This window comes from Chroogloeocystis siderophila 5.2 s.c.1 (assembly GCF_001904655.1).
Taxonomy (GTDB): domain Bacteria; phylum Cyanobacteriota; class Cyanobacteriia; order Cyanobacteriales; family Chroococcidiopsidaceae; genus Chroogloeocystis; species Chroogloeocystis siderophila.
The window spans coordinates 24,317-39,422 of sequence record NZ_MRCC01000021.1; the positions used below are offsets into that span (position 1 = coordinate 24,317).

Consider the following 15,106-nt stretch of genomic DNA (forward strand, 5'->3'; position numbering starts at 1 on the left):
CAATTACCGCCGCACACATTACGACAGAACAGGAAAAATACTTTGTACACCTTGTACTGACAGCAACTGCTGTAGTTGATTTAATGCTGGATAAGCTCCACACAACAATAACAAATCGCCTGCTTGTAAATTCATATTGTTATCAGGAAACCAAAAGAATTTTCCATCACGCCGAATTGCTTGTACCTGTACGCTGCAACGCGTAAAAACATCCAACTGAGCCAAGGTTTGATTAACCACGGGGCTATTCACTCCAAGCGTCATCCAGTGACACAACATATTTTCATCATGAATCGCCACTTCACCTTTCGCTAATTCGTCAAACGCCGCGAGTTCCTCAGTCGTTCCGACAAGTAACAAGCGATCGCCTGTTTGTAAGATTGCTGTCGCATCAGGATAATCAACTTCTTCACCTTTCGCTCGACGGATCGCTATCAAACTGACACCAGTAAGATACCGTAAGTTTGCTTCTTCCAACGTCATGTCAGCCAGCGGAGATTTATCAGGTAAACGATACCAGCGACTATTCATATCTCTAGCAGCTAGCTGTAACTCGCGCGAAACTTGCGCAGGCGATCGCTCAGGGCGCAATTCGAGATAATGATGCGATCGGATTTGCTGCATTTCTTGTTGAATCACTGGTAGTGCTAAGCCTACTCCCGCCAATAAATGCGTTGAAAGTTCGATACTTGCTTCAAACTCCGGTTGGACAACTTCTCTTGCACCAAGTTGATACAGTAATTCAATATCTTGATCTTTATTCGCACAAACTACGGTATCAAGTTCCGGTGATAGTTCCAAAGCCCGCTTCAGACACAAACGCGTACTCATCGGATCGCGCAAGGCAATTGCGAGCGATCGCGCTTTATCTACCCCAGCAGTTTCTAATACTCGCAAACTACTCGCATTTCCATACACATAAGGTATATGAGCTTCGCGTAACTGTTGAATTTTACTTTCTGACTGGTCAATCACCACCACAGGTAGCCCGTGTTCTTGCATCAGTCGCACTAAATTACGCCCCATCTGTCCATAACCACAAACAACCAGATGACCTTGTATCGGAATATCTGATGCAACTTCTTTTGGTACATCCGCATCTAAATATGGTCTTAGCCAAGGTACAGATTCTGCCCAATTAAAAAATGACGGAACTAACCGCAACACAAATGGTGTTAACACCAGCGTCACTGCGGTTGTTCCCAATATTAAAAGATATACTCGGCGAGAAACTAACCCTAACGCCTGTCCCTCGCTTGCCAAAACGAAAGAAAATTCCCCAATTTGTGCTAAGCCTAATCCTGCTAATAAAGCTGTTTTCAACGAGTAGCCAAACGCTTTGACTAAAGGCGTAACAATCAAAAACTTACCCAACCATACCAGCGCAACCAATCCTAAAATTAACTCTAAGTTTTGCCAGAGAAACACCGGATCGATCAACATCCCGATCGCCGCAAAAAATAGCGTGGCAAAAATATCACGCAGCGGTTCCACATACGTCAAAGTTTGATCGGCGTACTCCACCTCCGAAATCATCAATCCAGCTACAAATGCCCCCATTTCAATCGATAGACCTAAATGTTCTGTGAGTAGGGCAATGCCTAAGCATAAAGCCACAACGCCAAGTAAAAATAACTCCTTACTTTCGGTGCGTGCTAAGAGTCTCAACAGCCGTGGAATCAGCCAAATTCCCGCTGCTACTGCACCTCCAGCAAATAAGCTAATTCGCAAGAGCGCAGTGACGACCGCAAGACCGATTGTTTCAGCAGGTTGATCCAAAGCTGGTAACACTGCCAACATGAGTCCTAGTGCCAAATCTTGAACTACCAAAATTCCCAACATCACCTGTCCGTGGGTGGTTTCTGTTTCGTTGCGTTCCATCAAGCACTTGAGAACAACTGCGGTCGAGGAGAGTGACAAAATTGCCCCTAAAAACACGCCTTGCGCTGGAGAACTCACCCAACCGACGACGAGTGAGACTAAGGCTGTTATCAAAATTGTTAAGGCGATCTGTAACCCACCACCACCTAAACTAATAACTTGAACTTTTTTAATTTCAGCAAAAGAAAATTCAACACCCAAAGCGAACAATAAAAACGCAACGCCAAACTGTGCCAGAGTTTCTACTTGAATTAATTCTTTGATTAATCCTAGTCCCGCAGGACCAACGACCATACCTCCTAAAAGATAGCCCAGTAGCACTGGTTGACGTAATAGCGCCACTAACAGCCCTCCACCAGCAGCGGCGGCGAGAACCAAAACTAAATCAACAATTAATCTAAAATCTTCTTGCACAAGTTTTTAAAAGAACTATTAAGGTCTATAAACTTCAGCATACAAACTTTTCAGTTTCTCAGAAAAGTAGCAAGACTGAATTTTGCTGTCACAACACGCACCATAAAACCTATGTTGATTACTTGCTCCCCTAAACTTCTATAAGCATTACTTGCATTTTGACCTTTGACCTCCAACTAGTTGGACAGAGTAACCACAAAGAGCTAGTCTAGATCGTCAAAATCAGCTTCAGGTTTTTTCGTTTTATGGCTCACCAATACCGCGCGTATAATTTCTGGAAACAATTAGTCAATGTTGGGAGGAATCATCGGCAATTTAAATTTAAGCGCTTGATCAGCTTCTTATCGCTAGGCTTAGTTGGAATTGTGGCGATCGCTTTGCCCATAACCTTCAGCACACCCGCAGTCGGTGCTTTGCAAGTTCGAGTTTCTCCAACCAATCCGAAGTTAGGAGATACAATCGCTGTTGCGATCGAGCAGCAACCAGGCACAACCGGCAGCACTCCTACCATCAAGCTACAAGACAAAACATACCCTGCTTTTGAAATTGCCCCAAATCGATTTCGAGCGATGCTACCAACAACGCCGCTAGAACAACCTGGTGTACGTCGATTTCAAGTTATAGCTGGCGATCAAGTACGTAACATGGCTGTGAAAGTTGGCAATCGCTCATTTCCCATCCAACGCATCAATCTTCCTCCTGGAAAATCAGGAATCTCCGCCACACAATACGAACTCGACCGCGTGGCGGCGTTTAAAAAACTTGTGACACCACAAAAATACTGGAATGGTGCTTTTGCCCGACCAAATAAAGGTCGGATCAGTGCGATTTACGGCGTTCGTCGCTACTACAACGGTAAATTTGCCAAAGATTACTACCATCGGGGTGTTGACTATGCAGGTGGCGTCGGTTCGCCGGTGGTTGCGCCAGCATCAGGACGCGTTGCTTTGGTTGGTACAGTATCACAAGGCTTCCGCATTCACGGTAACATTGTCGGCATCGATCACGGTCAAGGAGTCACAAGCGCTTTTTTACACCTCAGCCGCATTGATGTTAAAGAAGGAGATATGGTCAAACCTGGTCAAGTCATTGGCGCAGTAGGAGCCACAGGCGCAGTTACAGGGCCTCATTTGCATTGGGGATTGTATGTTCATGGCGAAGCAGTCGATCCCGTACCTTGGCGCGAACAAGGATTTAACTAATTGCATCAAGCTTGATCGTTTTGTGGGAGAACTGGGAAAAATTAATACAAGGTTACTGCGATCTATTCGAGCAAGCGCCGTGGAGTTTGGCAGCGTTATGAGTATCCAAAAGATAATAGAACAAGCTTTGCATGATGGTTATTTAACACCAGCAATGGAAACCGAGGTTGGTCGAATTTGCGACACTGCAGCGGAACTTTCCATTGAAGATTACATGGCACTCGACAAGTTGATGGGGGCACTCTTAACAGGAGAAGTTGTAGCAGTACCGCGTAAGCAATTCATCAATGTAATGGAAGAATTAGTGCTGACCGAAGCGATCGCGCGAGTAGCAGAAATTCAAGTGACAAGCGTACATACTATCGATGTCGGTGATATTGCCGCTTATGCATTAAATCGTCTTCCCCCGCTTTATGCCACGACCGAAGAAGGTGCTAAATACCAAAGCCAAAGAGCAAGTGAAGAACTACAAGATTTAATTCGCGAGCAAGTCAGCGCGGCGATCGCCCGCAGTCTCGATCAACCCCATTTCTTCCCCGAACGGCAAGCTATCAGCAAAAGTACAGGAAACGAAGTCCTCAAACAAGTCAGTAGCCTCCTACAAGCGTACGCGCCTAATTTTGAAGAACAAACAGCTACAGACCATGAGGTATCTTAATCACTCTCAGAGAAAAAATTTAATAAAGATTTACCAGTTTTTCACGCATTTTTTCTCATACCTCAGGCACATTATAGCTAGGAGTTCAGTCATATTCTTTGGTATCTGACTTGTTGTCGCAAGCTGATTGCCGAGATTTGTGATTTAGCAAAAATAGTGTGGCGTGAGGAATAGTGATGCTAGAGAAACTGATATTAGCGGTCACAGCTACGTTTTGCCTTAATTTGTTTTTGGGAGTACGTTTGCCAAACAAGACCGTTACCTATCCAAGTTACCGTATAGGAGAAACCCCAACGCGTTTAGTTAATGCCCCAAATCGTACAAAAATACCTCCATTACCTGCGGCTTCGATTCCGTGGTAGCTATCTTGAAGAAGAGGTCAGAGAAATAGAAAAACTTCACATTCTATAAAGTCTGTGGTGCAGCTAAAAAAAGATTATCTGACCCCTGACCTCTGATCCCCGAGCCCTAATTCCTGACCCCTCTAGTGAGCCAGTGATAAATCTGGCACTCAGGCAAGGAACTTCCCTGCAACTGTGGTGTCTAATAATGAGGGAAGTGTCGAGCCAGTGGCTTTTATGAGTCAATCAATTCCTGTAAGCTGGTCATCTGTTGAGGCAAATATTCCTCAAACACCAGTGCAAGTAGACAGCTTATCTAACTACGATTTAATCTTGCGTTGTCAAGCTGGGCTACGTCCAGAACGAAATGCATTTGCTGAATTGTTACGTCGGTATCAATCCCATGTTGATAAGGTTTTATACCATCTGGCTCCCGACTGGCAAGATCGAGCAGATTTAGCTCAAGAAGTTTGGATTCGAGTTTATCGCAACATCAAGCGCTTAAACGATCCAGTGAAATTTCGAGGTTGGCTGAGTCGGATTGCAACAAACTTATTCTACGACGAGCTACGCAAACGCAAGCGCAATTCTAGCCCGTTATCGTTGGACGCTCCCCGTGCAGTGGAAGATGGAGATATGGATTGGGAAATTGCCGGAGATCATCCCAGCCCTGATGAAGAGTTAACAACACGGGAGTTTTACGAACAACTCCAAGAGGCGATCGCTGACTTACCAGAAGTTTTCCGCACAACAATCGTACTGCGGGAAATCGAAGGCATGGCGTATGAAGACATTGCCGAAATTACTGGTGTTTCCTTGGGTACTGTTAAGTCTCGAATCGCGCGGGCGCGTTCCCGATTACAGTCACAACTTCAACAATATTTAGATGGTTAAGGATTCTTGACTTGATGAAGATAAGTAAAAAAGCAGCGGAGGATTATGTCTTAAAGAAGATTCTCAAAACCTTAGATTTTTGAAGATTATTAGAAGTAGCAGTTAACTAGCATGAATAGTTGGCTCGTTGCCCCAATCACATTTGGTAGTAGTGTTAAAATGACGTCTGAGATCAAGTTGCCACGTGAGCAATCCCAAAAAGGGAATTTGCCAGCAATACACACTGGTTATGCTAAACCAACAGGTGTTATGGATAGATGTCAGCGCGACCGTTTCGAGTTATTAAGTGCTTTTCTCGATGGTGAAGTCACAGCAGCAGAACGGCAGCAAGTAGAAGAATGGCTGGCGAACGACGTAGAAATGCAACGTTTATACGCCAGATTGCTCAAGTTACGTCAAAGTATACGAACGCTACCAACACCGACCGAACATGAGCCAGTAGAACAAACTGTGCAGCAAGTCTTGACTCGGATTGATCGGCGTCGTTCGCGGCGATTAGTCCTCTGGGGAGGAACAGCGATCGCTGCATTATTTGTTGGTGCATTATCTGGTGTATTGACTGGTCGTCCATCACTGCAAGTCGCTCAGTTGCAACCAGTACCTGAAGCCAACGAAACCTTAATGGTGGCTGTAAACAGTCCGGTTATCGAAATTCCCAAAGCAGCCGTCGTTGCTCCAGAACCACATTTTATCAATCAAGCTGACTACCGTCACGAGTAAAATTTAAGTAACTACGAGTGGTTGAATCATCGTTACTTATACAACCACTCCACCAACCATCCGGTAGCAGGTTAGCACCAAAATGATCAACTTGCTTTAATGTCATAAAATACGCCCAAGCAGAAGTAAGAAAAGTTAAATCTAAGTTGTAAGTATCAATTTGCTGGCGATAGTATTCATTTTCTTTGATCGGGCGGTGTGGATTATAGTCTTCTAGCAAATCAAGGTGAGTTAATATTTCTGCATCAGCAAACGAAAGCACAAACCCTTGTACGCGATTCTCACCCGCAGTCATCGCCGGATAACCAAAAGGAAGATGATAAAGCTGACCAAAAGCGATCGCCGGTTTTACCGTCAACACTTTATCCGCACAGTAGCGTTGATAGTTCGTCTCTCCAGGTTTTAGAGTTCCATAAACAAATACATCAACGGGTTTGAGTTTCATCTTACGCTGATTTTCCACTTTCCCCTTTGACGACAGCAGCACCAATAAGATGTGCTAAACGCAATGCTTCCGGCACTTTTCCACAGTTTGTTAAACGTTGTAGTACAGCAAACGTTACTTCAGGACTTGCTACCAGACACTTGAAAGAAAAAGGGTGGATACGGATAAATCGTACCAGCACGTTGTAATATTTGTAGCCTTTGGGCAAATTGCGGTAAATGATTTGGGTTACATCCCAGCCATCTTGCTGCACTTCTCCCCAAACCATCCCTTCAAATCGAGTATCTGCACAAACTACACCAGCAATACTAACTTTTCCGCTTTTGCTAGGGCGGGAAAACGGTGCATCATCAAAACCAACAACACGAATAGTACGACGGCGTCGTCGTAGTAAAGCATCTAAATCCATGCAGTGGATGGGAAACTACAACACTACTTGCAAACAAAAGCTAGCAAAATGATTAGCAATTGGCAACTCAAGTATAGTTGTGACTTTAGCCACCAACCAGAAGCGATCGTGCTGACTGTCGTGTTTATTTATTGCTACATTTTGGAGAGTAGCTTGTGAATACAGCTTTCTAATGAATCGTGTCTTTTCGCCACTGCAACAGTTTTTGATTACCTGGCTGCTGATTTTGATAACTGGTTGGGTAACGCTTAATGCTTTAAGGTTTATTGGAGAACTACTCAGCATTTTGATTACGGCTGGGTTGATTGCATTTTTGCTTAATTATGCGGTTGTAGCTTTGCAATCGTTTATACCTAGAAGTATTGCGGCAATCCTTGTTTACTTGTTAGCTGGAGTCATTGTCGTTATCACTGCTGTGACTTTAGTACCGCCAGTATTCAATCAAGCACGGCAGTTGGTCGTAAATTTACCATCGCTAGTAGCCTCTGCACAACAGCAGTTGACAATGTTTCAAACTTGGAGTGTAGAACACAATTTACCGTTTGATGTTCGGATTTTGACATCACAGTTTCTCGCACGGGCGCAAACTTTAAGCGAAGCGATCGCGACGAAAGGCTTTGGTTTGGTACTGGGAACTTTTAATTGGGTATTAGATTTAATTTTTATTTTAGTGATCTCGTTTTATATGCTCATTGATGGAGAGCGATTGTGGCAAGGTTTAACACGTATTTTTGCACCAACAATCCGTGAAAAGCTAACAGAATCACTTCAACGTAATCTTCAAAGATTTGTTTCGGGTCAGTTATTACTCGGTTTATTTATGGCAGTAACGCTGACACTAGCTTTTTGGACATTGCGCGTGCCATTTTTTCTTGTATTTGCGGTTTTTATTGGTTTTATGGAAGTGATTCCCTTTATTGGGGCAACTTTAGGAATCGCAACGGTAACGATTGTTGTTGCATTTATTGACTGGTGGCTAGCGTTGCAAGTTTTAGCGATCGCGGTAGCATTACAACAAGTCAAAGACAATTTAGTTGCTCCCCGAATTATGGGAAATCTTACAGGTTTATCTCCAGTAATTATTTTTGTGTCTTTACTATTGGGAGCGCAATTCGGTGGATTTCTGGGAGTAATTCTCGCAATTCCTCTCACGGGTGTCATCAAAAGTTTAACAGAAATTGTTTTTGATCCCACACTACCACCCCAAACAGGATCGTTTTTCTATAATCCGCTCGATAGTAGCGATCAAATCTTACTCAAAGTCAGTTCTAGGAATAATGATGATGGCAATTAGTTAATCATTATCAAGAGTTAACGAACTACACTACAGAGGAGGACACTGTGCTATCGTAAGCAATACCCAATAGCCCCGCAAGTGTCCGTAGCGTATACAGAGGATAAATTAAAGAGAGCTTTTGGTAAGATTAGATTAAATTGAGTTTATGTTAGGAATAATTCGTAAAAACAAAGAGCTTCTACGTGTCATTCTTGCTGGATCTATTGTTGTAGTAGGTCTGCTTCACTTTGCAGTACCTGAGATTTTCGTCAGGATTATTCCATTTTTTCTACCTTACCCTTTAGCGTTAGTTTATATTAGTGGAATTTTTGAAATTTTAGGAGGAATTGGGTTACTTGTTCCTACAGTTAGTCGTGCTGCCGCTTGGGGACTAGTCGCACTTTTTATTGCAGTGTTTCCTGCCAATATTAATATGGCAGTTAATCATATTCATATTGATGGCATTCCTGATTCACCTTGGTTTCAAGTTGTGAGATTACCTTTTCAAGCAGTTTTAATTGCGTGGGCATGGTGGTATACAAAGCCTGCAAATGATATTAAAAACCAAGCAGCAATTATCAATTTGTATGAAATAGAAACTTAGGTCATAATACGTATTACTAAAATGGCGATCGCATTCAGCATAGCTGCATTCTTTGGAGTTGGCGAGTAGACCGTGCTAAAGTTAACTTAGAATAATTCTCATCTAGTAATAATCTACCAACTTACTGCCTTAGCCTCGCTATGACCCTGAGCCTCAACCAAGCAAACTGGGATGAATTACATCAGCAGGCTCCCAAACTTCAACTTGACAATTTGGTGTATGATGATTTGGATCACATTACAGGCATACCAGAGTGCATAGGTCGCGGCTCTAATCGCAACATAGAGATATCACCAGGGCTGTGTTTAAGTTTCTATGATTGCGAATACCAGCAGGACTTGATAGTGAACGCACCTGTTCACGAGCATGATATCCAAATTGTCTACACGCGCTCGTTTGCTCCTCTTTCTGGATTTGATAACACGAGTATTGAGTTTTTGGGAGTGAAGAGCGATCGCTCTTGGAGATTGTGCAGCAGTTCCTTTGTTCTGAAGCGTATTACAATAAGAGCCAAACCTAGCTGAAATTCCATTTCCATGAACGCTCTTACCGTTGACATTAAATCAGTCATTGACTTGACCGATGAGCAGTTCTACCAGCTTTGTCAGCGCAATCAAGATTTGCGGTTTGAGCGCACAGCCCAAGGAGAACTGATTATTATGCCGTCCGCCGGAGGGGAAACAGGAAATCGTAACGGTCGGCTTACCCAGCAATTATTTAACTGGACTGATGTTAATGCAACTGGCATTGCTTTCGACTCTTCAACGGGTTTTAAGTTACCCAATGGAGCCAACCGCTCTCCCGATGCAGCCTGGTTAACCTTGGAGCGCTGGAACACACTCACGCCTGAACAGCAAGAGAAGTTTATTCCGCTTTGTCCCGATTTTGTTGTGGAGTTGATATCTCCCAGTGATTCGCTGTCTACAACACAAGCCAAGATGCAGGAATATATTGATAATGGTGCGCGTTTGGGCTGGCTGTTAAACCGCAAGGCGAAGCAAGTTGAAGTTTATCGTTCGGGCAAGGCAGTTGAAGTATGCCAAGCACCTGCAACGCTTTCGGGGGAAGATGTTCTTCCTGGCTTCACCTTGAATCTGGCTCCAATTTGGTAGCACAAGTGCTTGCCAGTGAGCTTTTTGAGTTGAGTCAAGAGAGAGGAGCGATTTTAAGATTCACGAAACTTGAGACAGCGTCGTAAAAACTGTTGAGGAATTTCGATATTTCCACCAAAATGAAGGTGAAGGTAAGACGCATGAACTTGATACGCTTGCCATCCTTCCAAGGTTCTAAAACTGGAGTTATATCTTTGCAGTTCAAATAAAGGTGCTGTAGATGTTTGATTGAGCCGCGATCGATGAAATTCGTGCCCCCAAATTATTGTACCAGTCTTAAACAGTGGACTTTGTAAGACATTTGCTTGGCGATAACCGAGTGTTAAGCGAGAATCCATAATTGCTGTTGCAGGAATGACTCCTACCATTGACCAAGATTTATGCTCAAAATCGACGATCGCTTGTGACAAATACATTAATCCACCACATTCCGCATAGGTAGGCATTCCCTGCTCGATCGCTTTTTTTACTGCTACCCGTGCTGAATAGTTTTCTGCTAGTTGTTGGGCAAATACTTCAGGAAAGCCACCACCGAAATATAATCCGTGAATGTTTTCTGGTAAGTCAGGATCAGTTAATGGACTCCAATAAACGATCTCTGCACCCAGTTGTGCCAGAATTTCTAGATTATCTAGGTAGTAGAAACTAAAAGCGCGATCGCGTGCCACTGCTATTCTGAGTGAAGTACCAGGGGTAGCACTTGCGATCTTTTCTTCATCTTCTGTGGTTACGCTAAAGCTACTCACTCGTTTCAAAAGTGGTAATAGCTGTTCCCAGTCAAAACAGGTTTCTCCAAGTTGTGCAAATTTATCGATCAATTGATCGAGTTGCGTCATTTCTGCGGTGGGAACTAAACCTAAGTGACGATCGGGAATCGTTAAATCATCTGAACGGTGAAGAACACCAAGAATTGGTAACTGTATTGATTCGAGAGCTTCTTTTAAAAGTTGCAAATGGCGATCACTACCAACGCGGTTTAGCACAACTCCGGCAATTTTGACGCGCGGATCGAACGAACGATAACCGTGGGCGATCGCTGCGACAGATCGTGACAATCGACTACAGTCAATCACAAGTACAACTGGTAATTCTAATAACCGTGCAATATGTGCTGTACTTGCTGTGTCATCAATACCTGTAGCACCATCAAATAAGCCCATGACACCTTCTATCAGCGCACAATCAACTCCTTGACTGTGACGTTTAAAAGACTGTTTTATATAAGTGCCATTAGTCAATATTGGATCTAAATTTCGGCACGCGCGTTTTGTTGCATACTGATGAAACATCGGGTCGATATAATCGGGTCCAACCTTAAAAGATTGTACTTGTCGTTGTCGGCACAGATAAGCAAGCAACATCAGAGTGACCGTTGTTTTACCAACGCCGCTACGTTCTCCAGCGATAATTAATGCCATTTGTAAATAAGAGAGCAGAAGTGTAGAGGAAGGAGAGGGGAATTATTTACAGTTCCCATTTAGTGAGATGGCATAAACAGCTAAAGGTTGGTAAGCAACAAAAAGAAGTGTAGTACTCAAGTGATAAAAGTCCTTATCGCACCTCTTAATATCCTACCCGTGAGTTATTTTATCTGTGCGAACTGAAAAAAGTAGATCGTTTTGTTACAAAACTGTGACATTTTGGCTACATTACAATGTTTTTGTCACGAATTTATGACATTTTGATCCCCAAAAGGCTGATTGATGCGTAGAATTACTCAAAGCCACCTTGAGTCCCCCTTGATCCCTAAAGAGGATTTGCGGCTTAATAGTTATTAACAAGCGATCCCCACGATCCCAAAAAAAATGCTGTTAAGCACACTTAGGATTGTTCAGGATACGCCAACAAGAGCCGTTCAAGAAGCTAAATGCATAACAAAACATTCAGATGCCCTCACCAGTCAAACCTGATTGCAGCCATTCTGGCACTGGATGTTACCGACAGAACGGAGTTTTTGTCCGGCAACAGAATAATTGATTCAAATTACCGGAGACAAAATTCATGGCTAAAGAACGCCCACCTTTAGATGAGATGACCTTGCGACAACTCAGAAGAGTTGCCAGTGAATACGGTGTCTCGCGTTATAGCCGAATGCGGAAGGCGCAACTGCTAGCGGCAATTCAACAAATCGAGCGCACAAAAGTTTCTGTTGTTCCAACTCGTACACTGGAGGCACAAGAAGCAGTGGAAGCAGCTAAATTTGAATTAGGTCAAGATGACCGTACAGGTGGCTCCCTAGCTGATGTAGATGAAGGTTTAGCCGAATTACCTGATGGTTATGGCGAAAGTCGGATTGTGTTACTGCCTCGCGATCCGCAATGGGCATACACATATTGGGATATCCCCAACGATCATAAAGAAGATTTGCGCAAACAAGGCGGACAACAGCTAGCACTGCGCATTTATGACGTCACAGACATTAACATCGATTACCAAAGCCCGCACAGCATTCAAGAATATCCTTGCGATGAGTTAGCGCGGGAATGGTATTTACCAATTCCTGTTAGCGATCGCGACTACGTTGTCGATATTGGTTATCGCTGTGCTGACGGTCGTTGGTTAGTTTTAGCACGTTCTGCACCTGTTCACGTGCCACCAGTTTACCCTAGCGACTGGATTGAAGACCATTTCATCACTGTCAGCTTTGAGGAAGATCTGCGCGGTAAAACGGTCTACGAACTTGTACCCCCAACCAAGCGCATGGTAACCGCTGGAGTTCAACACGACAGCAATCTGATCTACGATGAGATCTTTGGTATGGCTCAAGGTGTTGAAGCGCAAAGAGTGGCAGGTTCGCTCTATGGCTCAATGCAGCAAGTACCAGGTTCTGCGCAGATGGTTGGTGTAGAGTCAATTAGTTCGTATGTCACTGCCTCTGGAATGGGTATGTGGGCTGTACCAACAATGTCTGGTGTAGGAATGTCGGGTGTTGGCTTCTCAGCTTCGGCAATTCCAATGCGCCCGCGTCAGTTCTGGTTAATCGCAGATGCCGAGTTGATTGTTTATGGTGCAACCGAACCAGATGCTACTGTAACAATTGGTGGACGTCCGATCAAGCTTAATCCTGATGGTACATTCCGCTTCCAGATGTCCTTCCAGGATGGTTTAATCGACTATCCGATTATGGCGGTAGCTGCTGACGGCGAGCAAACACGCTCCATTCATATGAAGTTCACCCGCGAAACGCCATCGCGGAATACGAATACAAAAGAAGAAGCGGTTCCAGAGTGGTTTGCTTAAAGCATTATCTGCCACACTGATAAATAGATTACAAAATCCCTCGACAATTGTCGGGGGTTTCTTTTCGCTAAAGATTATGACACCTGAAGAAATTGCAAGTACGCTTACGGAAATTTTTGAGCCAGCAACGGTACAAGCGATCGCGCCTGGTTCGTGGCAAGTTGAAACTTCTAAATTCCGTTTGTTGGTACTTTTATCTGACGATCAATCGTGGTTGCGGCTTTTACTACCAATTATGTCTGCTGAAGCGGCACAACCTTTTATAGAACAATTGTTGGCTGCCAATTTTGATGATACCCAAGAAGTGCGCTACGCGCTGCAACAAGGTGTTGTTTGGGGTGTGTTTCAGCACAGAACGGAAAGTTTGGTGAGGACTGATTTAGCAGATGCGATCGCGCGTTTAGTTTCGTTATACCAAGCTGGACTTAATGATGTCTTTTCACAATTAGTAGAAAATCGCATGCGTCAAATTATCCTTGCGGCAAAACAGCAAGGATTAACGCTTGAATCAACCTTACAAAATCTTGATCGCTTTTACGAAGAAGGAATTTTAGGTGATATGGAACAAAGCGCGCGATCGCGCGAGGAAACATTAACAGCATGGCGACGACAGCTAGAACGCTTGTGGCAAGAAGTTGAGTAAATTTAGAAGGTAAATGATTAATCCTGCTTTTCCAATTAGAAATTTTGTTGTACTAATTTATACTAATCACATAAATGGGCTTTAATTAACTGACATCAATTCAGGAGCAATCTAATACTCAATACTTTTTGCTCAATTACTCAGGTTTTGCTGCTGGTGCAGAAACACCAATACACGCTGCTGCTAACTCAGGGTGAACTTTAGGATCAATTCTGACTCCCCTACTGCTGAAGTCAACGCAAGTTTTAACTAGAGTAAGACTCGTGTCAAGACGACGTTGTTTTACAATTTCATCTGTAAGACGGCGACAATTTCCTCCTACTTTTCCTCCTAAAGGAATCATCAAAGAGAATGTAGCACCATATACCTCACGCTCTCTACTTAGCGAACTCATGTAGCCATTAAGTGCAACACTAGGTGTGCTACAGCTAATTCCTGGACCAAAGTTATACTCACCAATAGTTTGATTCAGAATTCCTACATTCTGCACAGAGCCAGTATTGATTTGAGAAGTTTCAGCATTGTTGTTTTGAGCATTATCAAGCTGAAAGCTACTATTCAAATTTTTGGCATCTTTACTATAATACGTGACCGATTGATTCTCACTTGCAAATACTGGATGCGATAGTAATAACATTGCTGCTGTACACAAGTAGATATAACGCTTCATTTTTCCTCCTAATTATCAAAGAGAAAGTCCGAGGTGCACCTCGGATCTTCCTCCACTGCTTTGAGCTAATTAGAAGTTAGTGAAAGCAGTTGTTCTGTGTTCATGGCTAGTGTTACCAAAGTGGCTGCTGGTGTAACCATTAGCTTTATTTTCTACTAAGTAAGTACCAGCACTGAGATAACCAGAAGTAGCATTGACATCCTCAAAAGAAAAACCGCTCTGATCGAATTTGATATTAGAGTAGTCCTTGTCGGCGTAGGCAAAAGAAGCTTCAAACCCTTTACGAACTTCGTAGGAGCTAATATTAATATGGCTATTACCATAACTCCAGCCATCAGTGTACTTATTAGAAACTCCAACTTCACCAGCAAAAGCAGCGAAGGGGGAAAGAGCTACAGCTAATGTGGGTAGAACTACAGCGAACTTTTTCAACATAAATACCTCTTTTGATAGTTGCGTATTAGGTGGAGCAGTTGTTATCTGCATGACCTTAGTATCAGTCAAATTACTGAGTTAGTAAAGATACAACTCTACTTCTTGGTATTTTTTTTACATACAAGTAAGAATTTACACTGATGCCAAGACCCCAAAGTACTA

Annotated in this window: 17 protein-coding genes; 11 read left to right on the forward strand and 6 right to left on the reverse strand. The window is 43.3% G+C overall.

Annotated features, from left to right (window positions below):
- Positions 1–18: 18 nt before the first annotated feature.
- Positions 19–2,295 (reverse strand): cation:proton antiporter domain-containing protein, encoded by a 2,277-nt coding sequence (locus NIES1031_RS20420; RefSeq protein WP_073551303.1) that lies wholly within the window; start codon positions 2,293–2,295, stop codon positions 19–21.
- A gap of 245 nt (positions 2,296–2,540) precedes the next feature.
- Here NIES1031_RS20420 and NIES1031_RS20425 point away from each other — a divergent pair, with 245 nt between their 5' ends.
- The 5 genes from NIES1031_RS20425 (at position 2,541) to NIES1031_RS20440 (ending at position 6,110) form a co-directional block, all read left to right on the forward strand.
- The gene (locus NIES1031_RS20425; RefSeq protein ID WP_178378202.1) at positions 2,541–3,497 is read left to right on the forward strand and encodes a M23 family metallopeptidase; all 957 of its coding nucleotides are present in this window, start codon (positions 2,541–2,543) and stop codon (positions 3,495–3,497) included.
- A 97-nt stretch (positions 3,498–3,594) separates the two neighbouring features.
- Positions 3,595–4,155 carry a late competence development ComFB family protein gene (locus NIES1031_RS20430; protein WP_073551330.1) on the forward strand — a complete coding sequence of 187 codons (561 nt, stop codon included), beginning with the start codon at positions 3,595–3,597 and terminating at the stop codon, positions 4,153–4,155.
- A 176-nt stretch (positions 4,156–4,331) separates the two neighbouring features.
- Positions 4,332–4,517, forward strand: coding sequence for a hypothetical protein (locus NIES1031_RS24010; RefSeq protein ID WP_143167837.1), 186 nt, complete (start codon positions 4,332–4,334; stop codon positions 4,515–4,517).
- Between the two features lie 216 nt (positions 4,518–4,733).
- A complete protein-coding gene (locus tag NIES1031_RS20435) occupies positions 4,734–5,390 on the forward strand; it encodes a sigma-70 family RNA polymerase sigma factor (RefSeq protein WP_041918558.1) in 657 nt (218 codons plus the stop codon).
- 111 nt (positions 5,391–5,501) lie between these two features.
- Positions 5,502–6,110 (forward strand): anti-sigma factor family protein, encoded by a 609-nt coding sequence (locus NIES1031_RS20440; RefSeq protein ID WP_236738929.1) that lies wholly within the window; start codon positions 5,502–5,504, stop codon positions 6,108–6,110.
- Here NIES1031_RS20440 and NIES1031_RS20445 read toward each other — a convergent pair.
- Entirely contained in the window at positions 6,082–6,555 is a 474-nt protein-coding gene (locus NIES1031_RS20445) for a gamma-glutamylcyclotransferase family protein (protein ID WP_236738930.1), read from the reverse strand. The two genes, NIES1031_RS20440 and NIES1031_RS20445, sit on opposite strands and share 29 nt — an antisense overlap.
- A 1-nt stretch (position 6,556) precedes the next feature.
- Positions 6,557–6,964: an endonuclease dU gene (locus tag NIES1031_RS20450; protein ID WP_143167838.1), complete on the reverse strand. Its 408-nt coding sequence runs from the start codon at positions 6,962–6,964 to the stop codon at positions 6,557–6,559.
- Positions 6,965–7,136: 172 nt separating this feature from the next.
- On the opposite strand from NIES1031_RS20450, the gene NIES1031_RS20455 reads away from it, so the two are divergent.
- The 4 genes from NIES1031_RS20455 (at position 7,137) to NIES1031_RS20470 (ending at position 9,956) form a co-directional block, all read left to right on the forward strand.
- The gene (locus tag NIES1031_RS20455; protein ID WP_073551304.1) at positions 7,137–8,258 is read left to right on the forward strand and encodes an AI-2E family transporter; all 1,122 of its coding nucleotides are present in this window, start codon (positions 7,137–7,139) and stop codon (positions 8,256–8,258) included.
- 148 nt (positions 8,259–8,406) lie between these two features.
- Positions 8,407–8,844, forward strand: a complete 438-nt coding sequence (locus NIES1031_RS20460) for a DoxX family protein (protein ID WP_073551305.1) — start codon at positions 8,407–8,409, stop codon at positions 8,842–8,844.
- A 140-nt stretch (positions 8,845–8,984) separates the two neighbouring features.
- On the forward strand, positions 8,985–9,368 hold the full coding sequence (locus NIES1031_RS24545) for a hypothetical protein (protein WP_178378203.1): 384 nt from the start codon (positions 8,985–8,987) through the stop codon (positions 9,366–9,368).
- A 12-nt stretch (positions 9,369–9,380) separates the two neighbouring features.
- Positions 9,381–9,956, forward strand: a complete 576-nt coding sequence (locus tag NIES1031_RS20470; protein WP_073551306.1) for a Uma2 family endonuclease — start codon at positions 9,381–9,383, stop codon at positions 9,954–9,956.
- Between the two features lie 53 nt (positions 9,957–10,009).
- Here NIES1031_RS20470 and NIES1031_RS20475 read toward each other — a convergent pair whose 3' ends face one another.
- On the reverse strand, positions 10,010–11,374 hold the full coding sequence (locus NIES1031_RS20475; protein WP_073551307.1) for a cobyrinic acid a,c-diamide synthase CobB: 1,365 nt from the start codon (positions 11,372–11,374) through the stop codon (positions 10,010–10,012).
- A gap of 583 nt (positions 11,375–11,957) precedes the next feature.
- Between NIES1031_RS20475 and NIES1031_RS20480 the strand changes: the two genes are divergently transcribed.
- Both NIES1031_RS20480 and NIES1031_RS20485 read left to right on the forward strand, forming a co-directional pair.
- Complete coding sequence (locus NIES1031_RS20480) at positions 11,958–13,196, forward strand: DUF4912 domain-containing protein (protein ID WP_073551308.1); 1,239 nt, start codon at positions 11,958–11,960, stop codon at positions 13,194–13,196.
- Between the two features lie 76 nt (positions 13,197–13,272).
- On the forward strand, positions 13,273–13,839 hold the full coding sequence (locus NIES1031_RS20485) for a hypothetical protein (protein ID WP_073551309.1): 567 nt from the start codon (positions 13,273–13,275) through the stop codon (positions 13,837–13,839).
- A 136-nt stretch (positions 13,840–13,975) separates the two neighbouring features.
- Here the strand turns inward: NIES1031_RS20485 and NIES1031_RS20490 are convergent, their stop codons facing one another.
- Entirely contained in the window at positions 13,976–14,509 is a 534-nt protein-coding gene (locus tag NIES1031_RS20490; RefSeq protein ID WP_073551310.1) for a hypothetical protein, read from the reverse strand.
- 69 nt (positions 14,510–14,578) lie between these two features.
- The gene (locus NIES1031_RS20495) at positions 14,579–15,013 is read right to left on the reverse strand and encodes a hypothetical protein (RefSeq protein ID WP_218596895.1); all 435 of its coding nucleotides are present in this window, start codon (positions 15,011–15,013) and stop codon (positions 14,579–14,581) included.
- Positions 15,014–15,106 lie beyond the last annotated feature (93 nt).

Coding starts and splice junctions, on each gene's coding strand:
- NIES1031_RS20425 (WP_178378202.1), top strand. CDS start 2,541: ATGGCTCACCAATACCGCGCGTATAATTTCTGGAAACAATTAGTCAAT.
- NIES1031_RS20430 (WP_073551330.1), top strand. CDS start 3,595: ATGAGTATCCAAAAGATAATAGAACAAGCTTTGCATGATGGTTATTTA.
- NIES1031_RS24010 (WP_143167837.1), top strand. CDS start 4,332: ATGCTAGAGAAACTGATATTAGCGGTCACAGCTACGTTTTGCCTTAAT.
- NIES1031_RS20435 (WP_041918558.1), top strand. CDS start 4,734: ATGAGTCAATCAATTCCTGTAAGCTGGTCATCTGTTGAGGCAAATATT.
- NIES1031_RS20440 (WP_236738929.1), top strand. CDS start 5,502: ATGAATAGTTGGCTCGTTGCCCCAATCACATTTGGTAGTAGTGTTAAA.
- NIES1031_RS20445 (WP_236738930.1), bottom strand. CDS start 6,555: ATGAAACTCAAACCCGTTGATGTATTTGTTTATGGAACTCTAAAACCT.
- NIES1031_RS20450 (WP_143167838.1), bottom strand. CDS start 6,964: ATGGATTTAGATGCTTTACTACGACGACGCCGTCGTACTATTCGTGTT.
- NIES1031_RS20455 (WP_073551304.1), top strand. CDS start 7,137: ATGAATCGTGTCTTTTCGCCACTGCAACAGTTTTTGATTACCTGGCTG.
- NIES1031_RS20460 (WP_073551305.1), top strand. CDS start 8,407: ATGTTAGGAATAATTCGTAAAAACAAAGAGCTTCTACGTGTCATTCTT.
- NIES1031_RS24545 (WP_178378203.1), top strand. CDS start 8,985: ATGACCCTGAGCCTCAACCAAGCAAACTGGGATGAATTACATCAGCAG.
- NIES1031_RS20470 (WP_073551306.1), top strand. CDS start 9,381: ATGAACGCTCTTACCGTTGACATTAAATCAGTCATTGACTTGACCGAT.
- NIES1031_RS20475 (WP_073551307.1), bottom strand. CDS start 11,374: ATGGCATTAATTATCGCTGGAGAACGTAGCGGCGTTGGTAAAACAACG.
- NIES1031_RS20480 (WP_073551308.1), top strand. CDS start 11,958: ATGGCTAAAGAACGCCCACCTTTAGATGAGATGACCTTGCGACAACTC.
- NIES1031_RS20485 (WP_073551309.1), top strand. CDS start 13,273: ATGACACCTGAAGAAATTGCAAGTACGCTTACGGAAATTTTTGAGCCA.
- NIES1031_RS20490 (WP_073551310.1), bottom strand. CDS start 14,509: ATGAAGCGTTATATCTACTTGTGTACAGCAGCAATGTTATTACTATCG.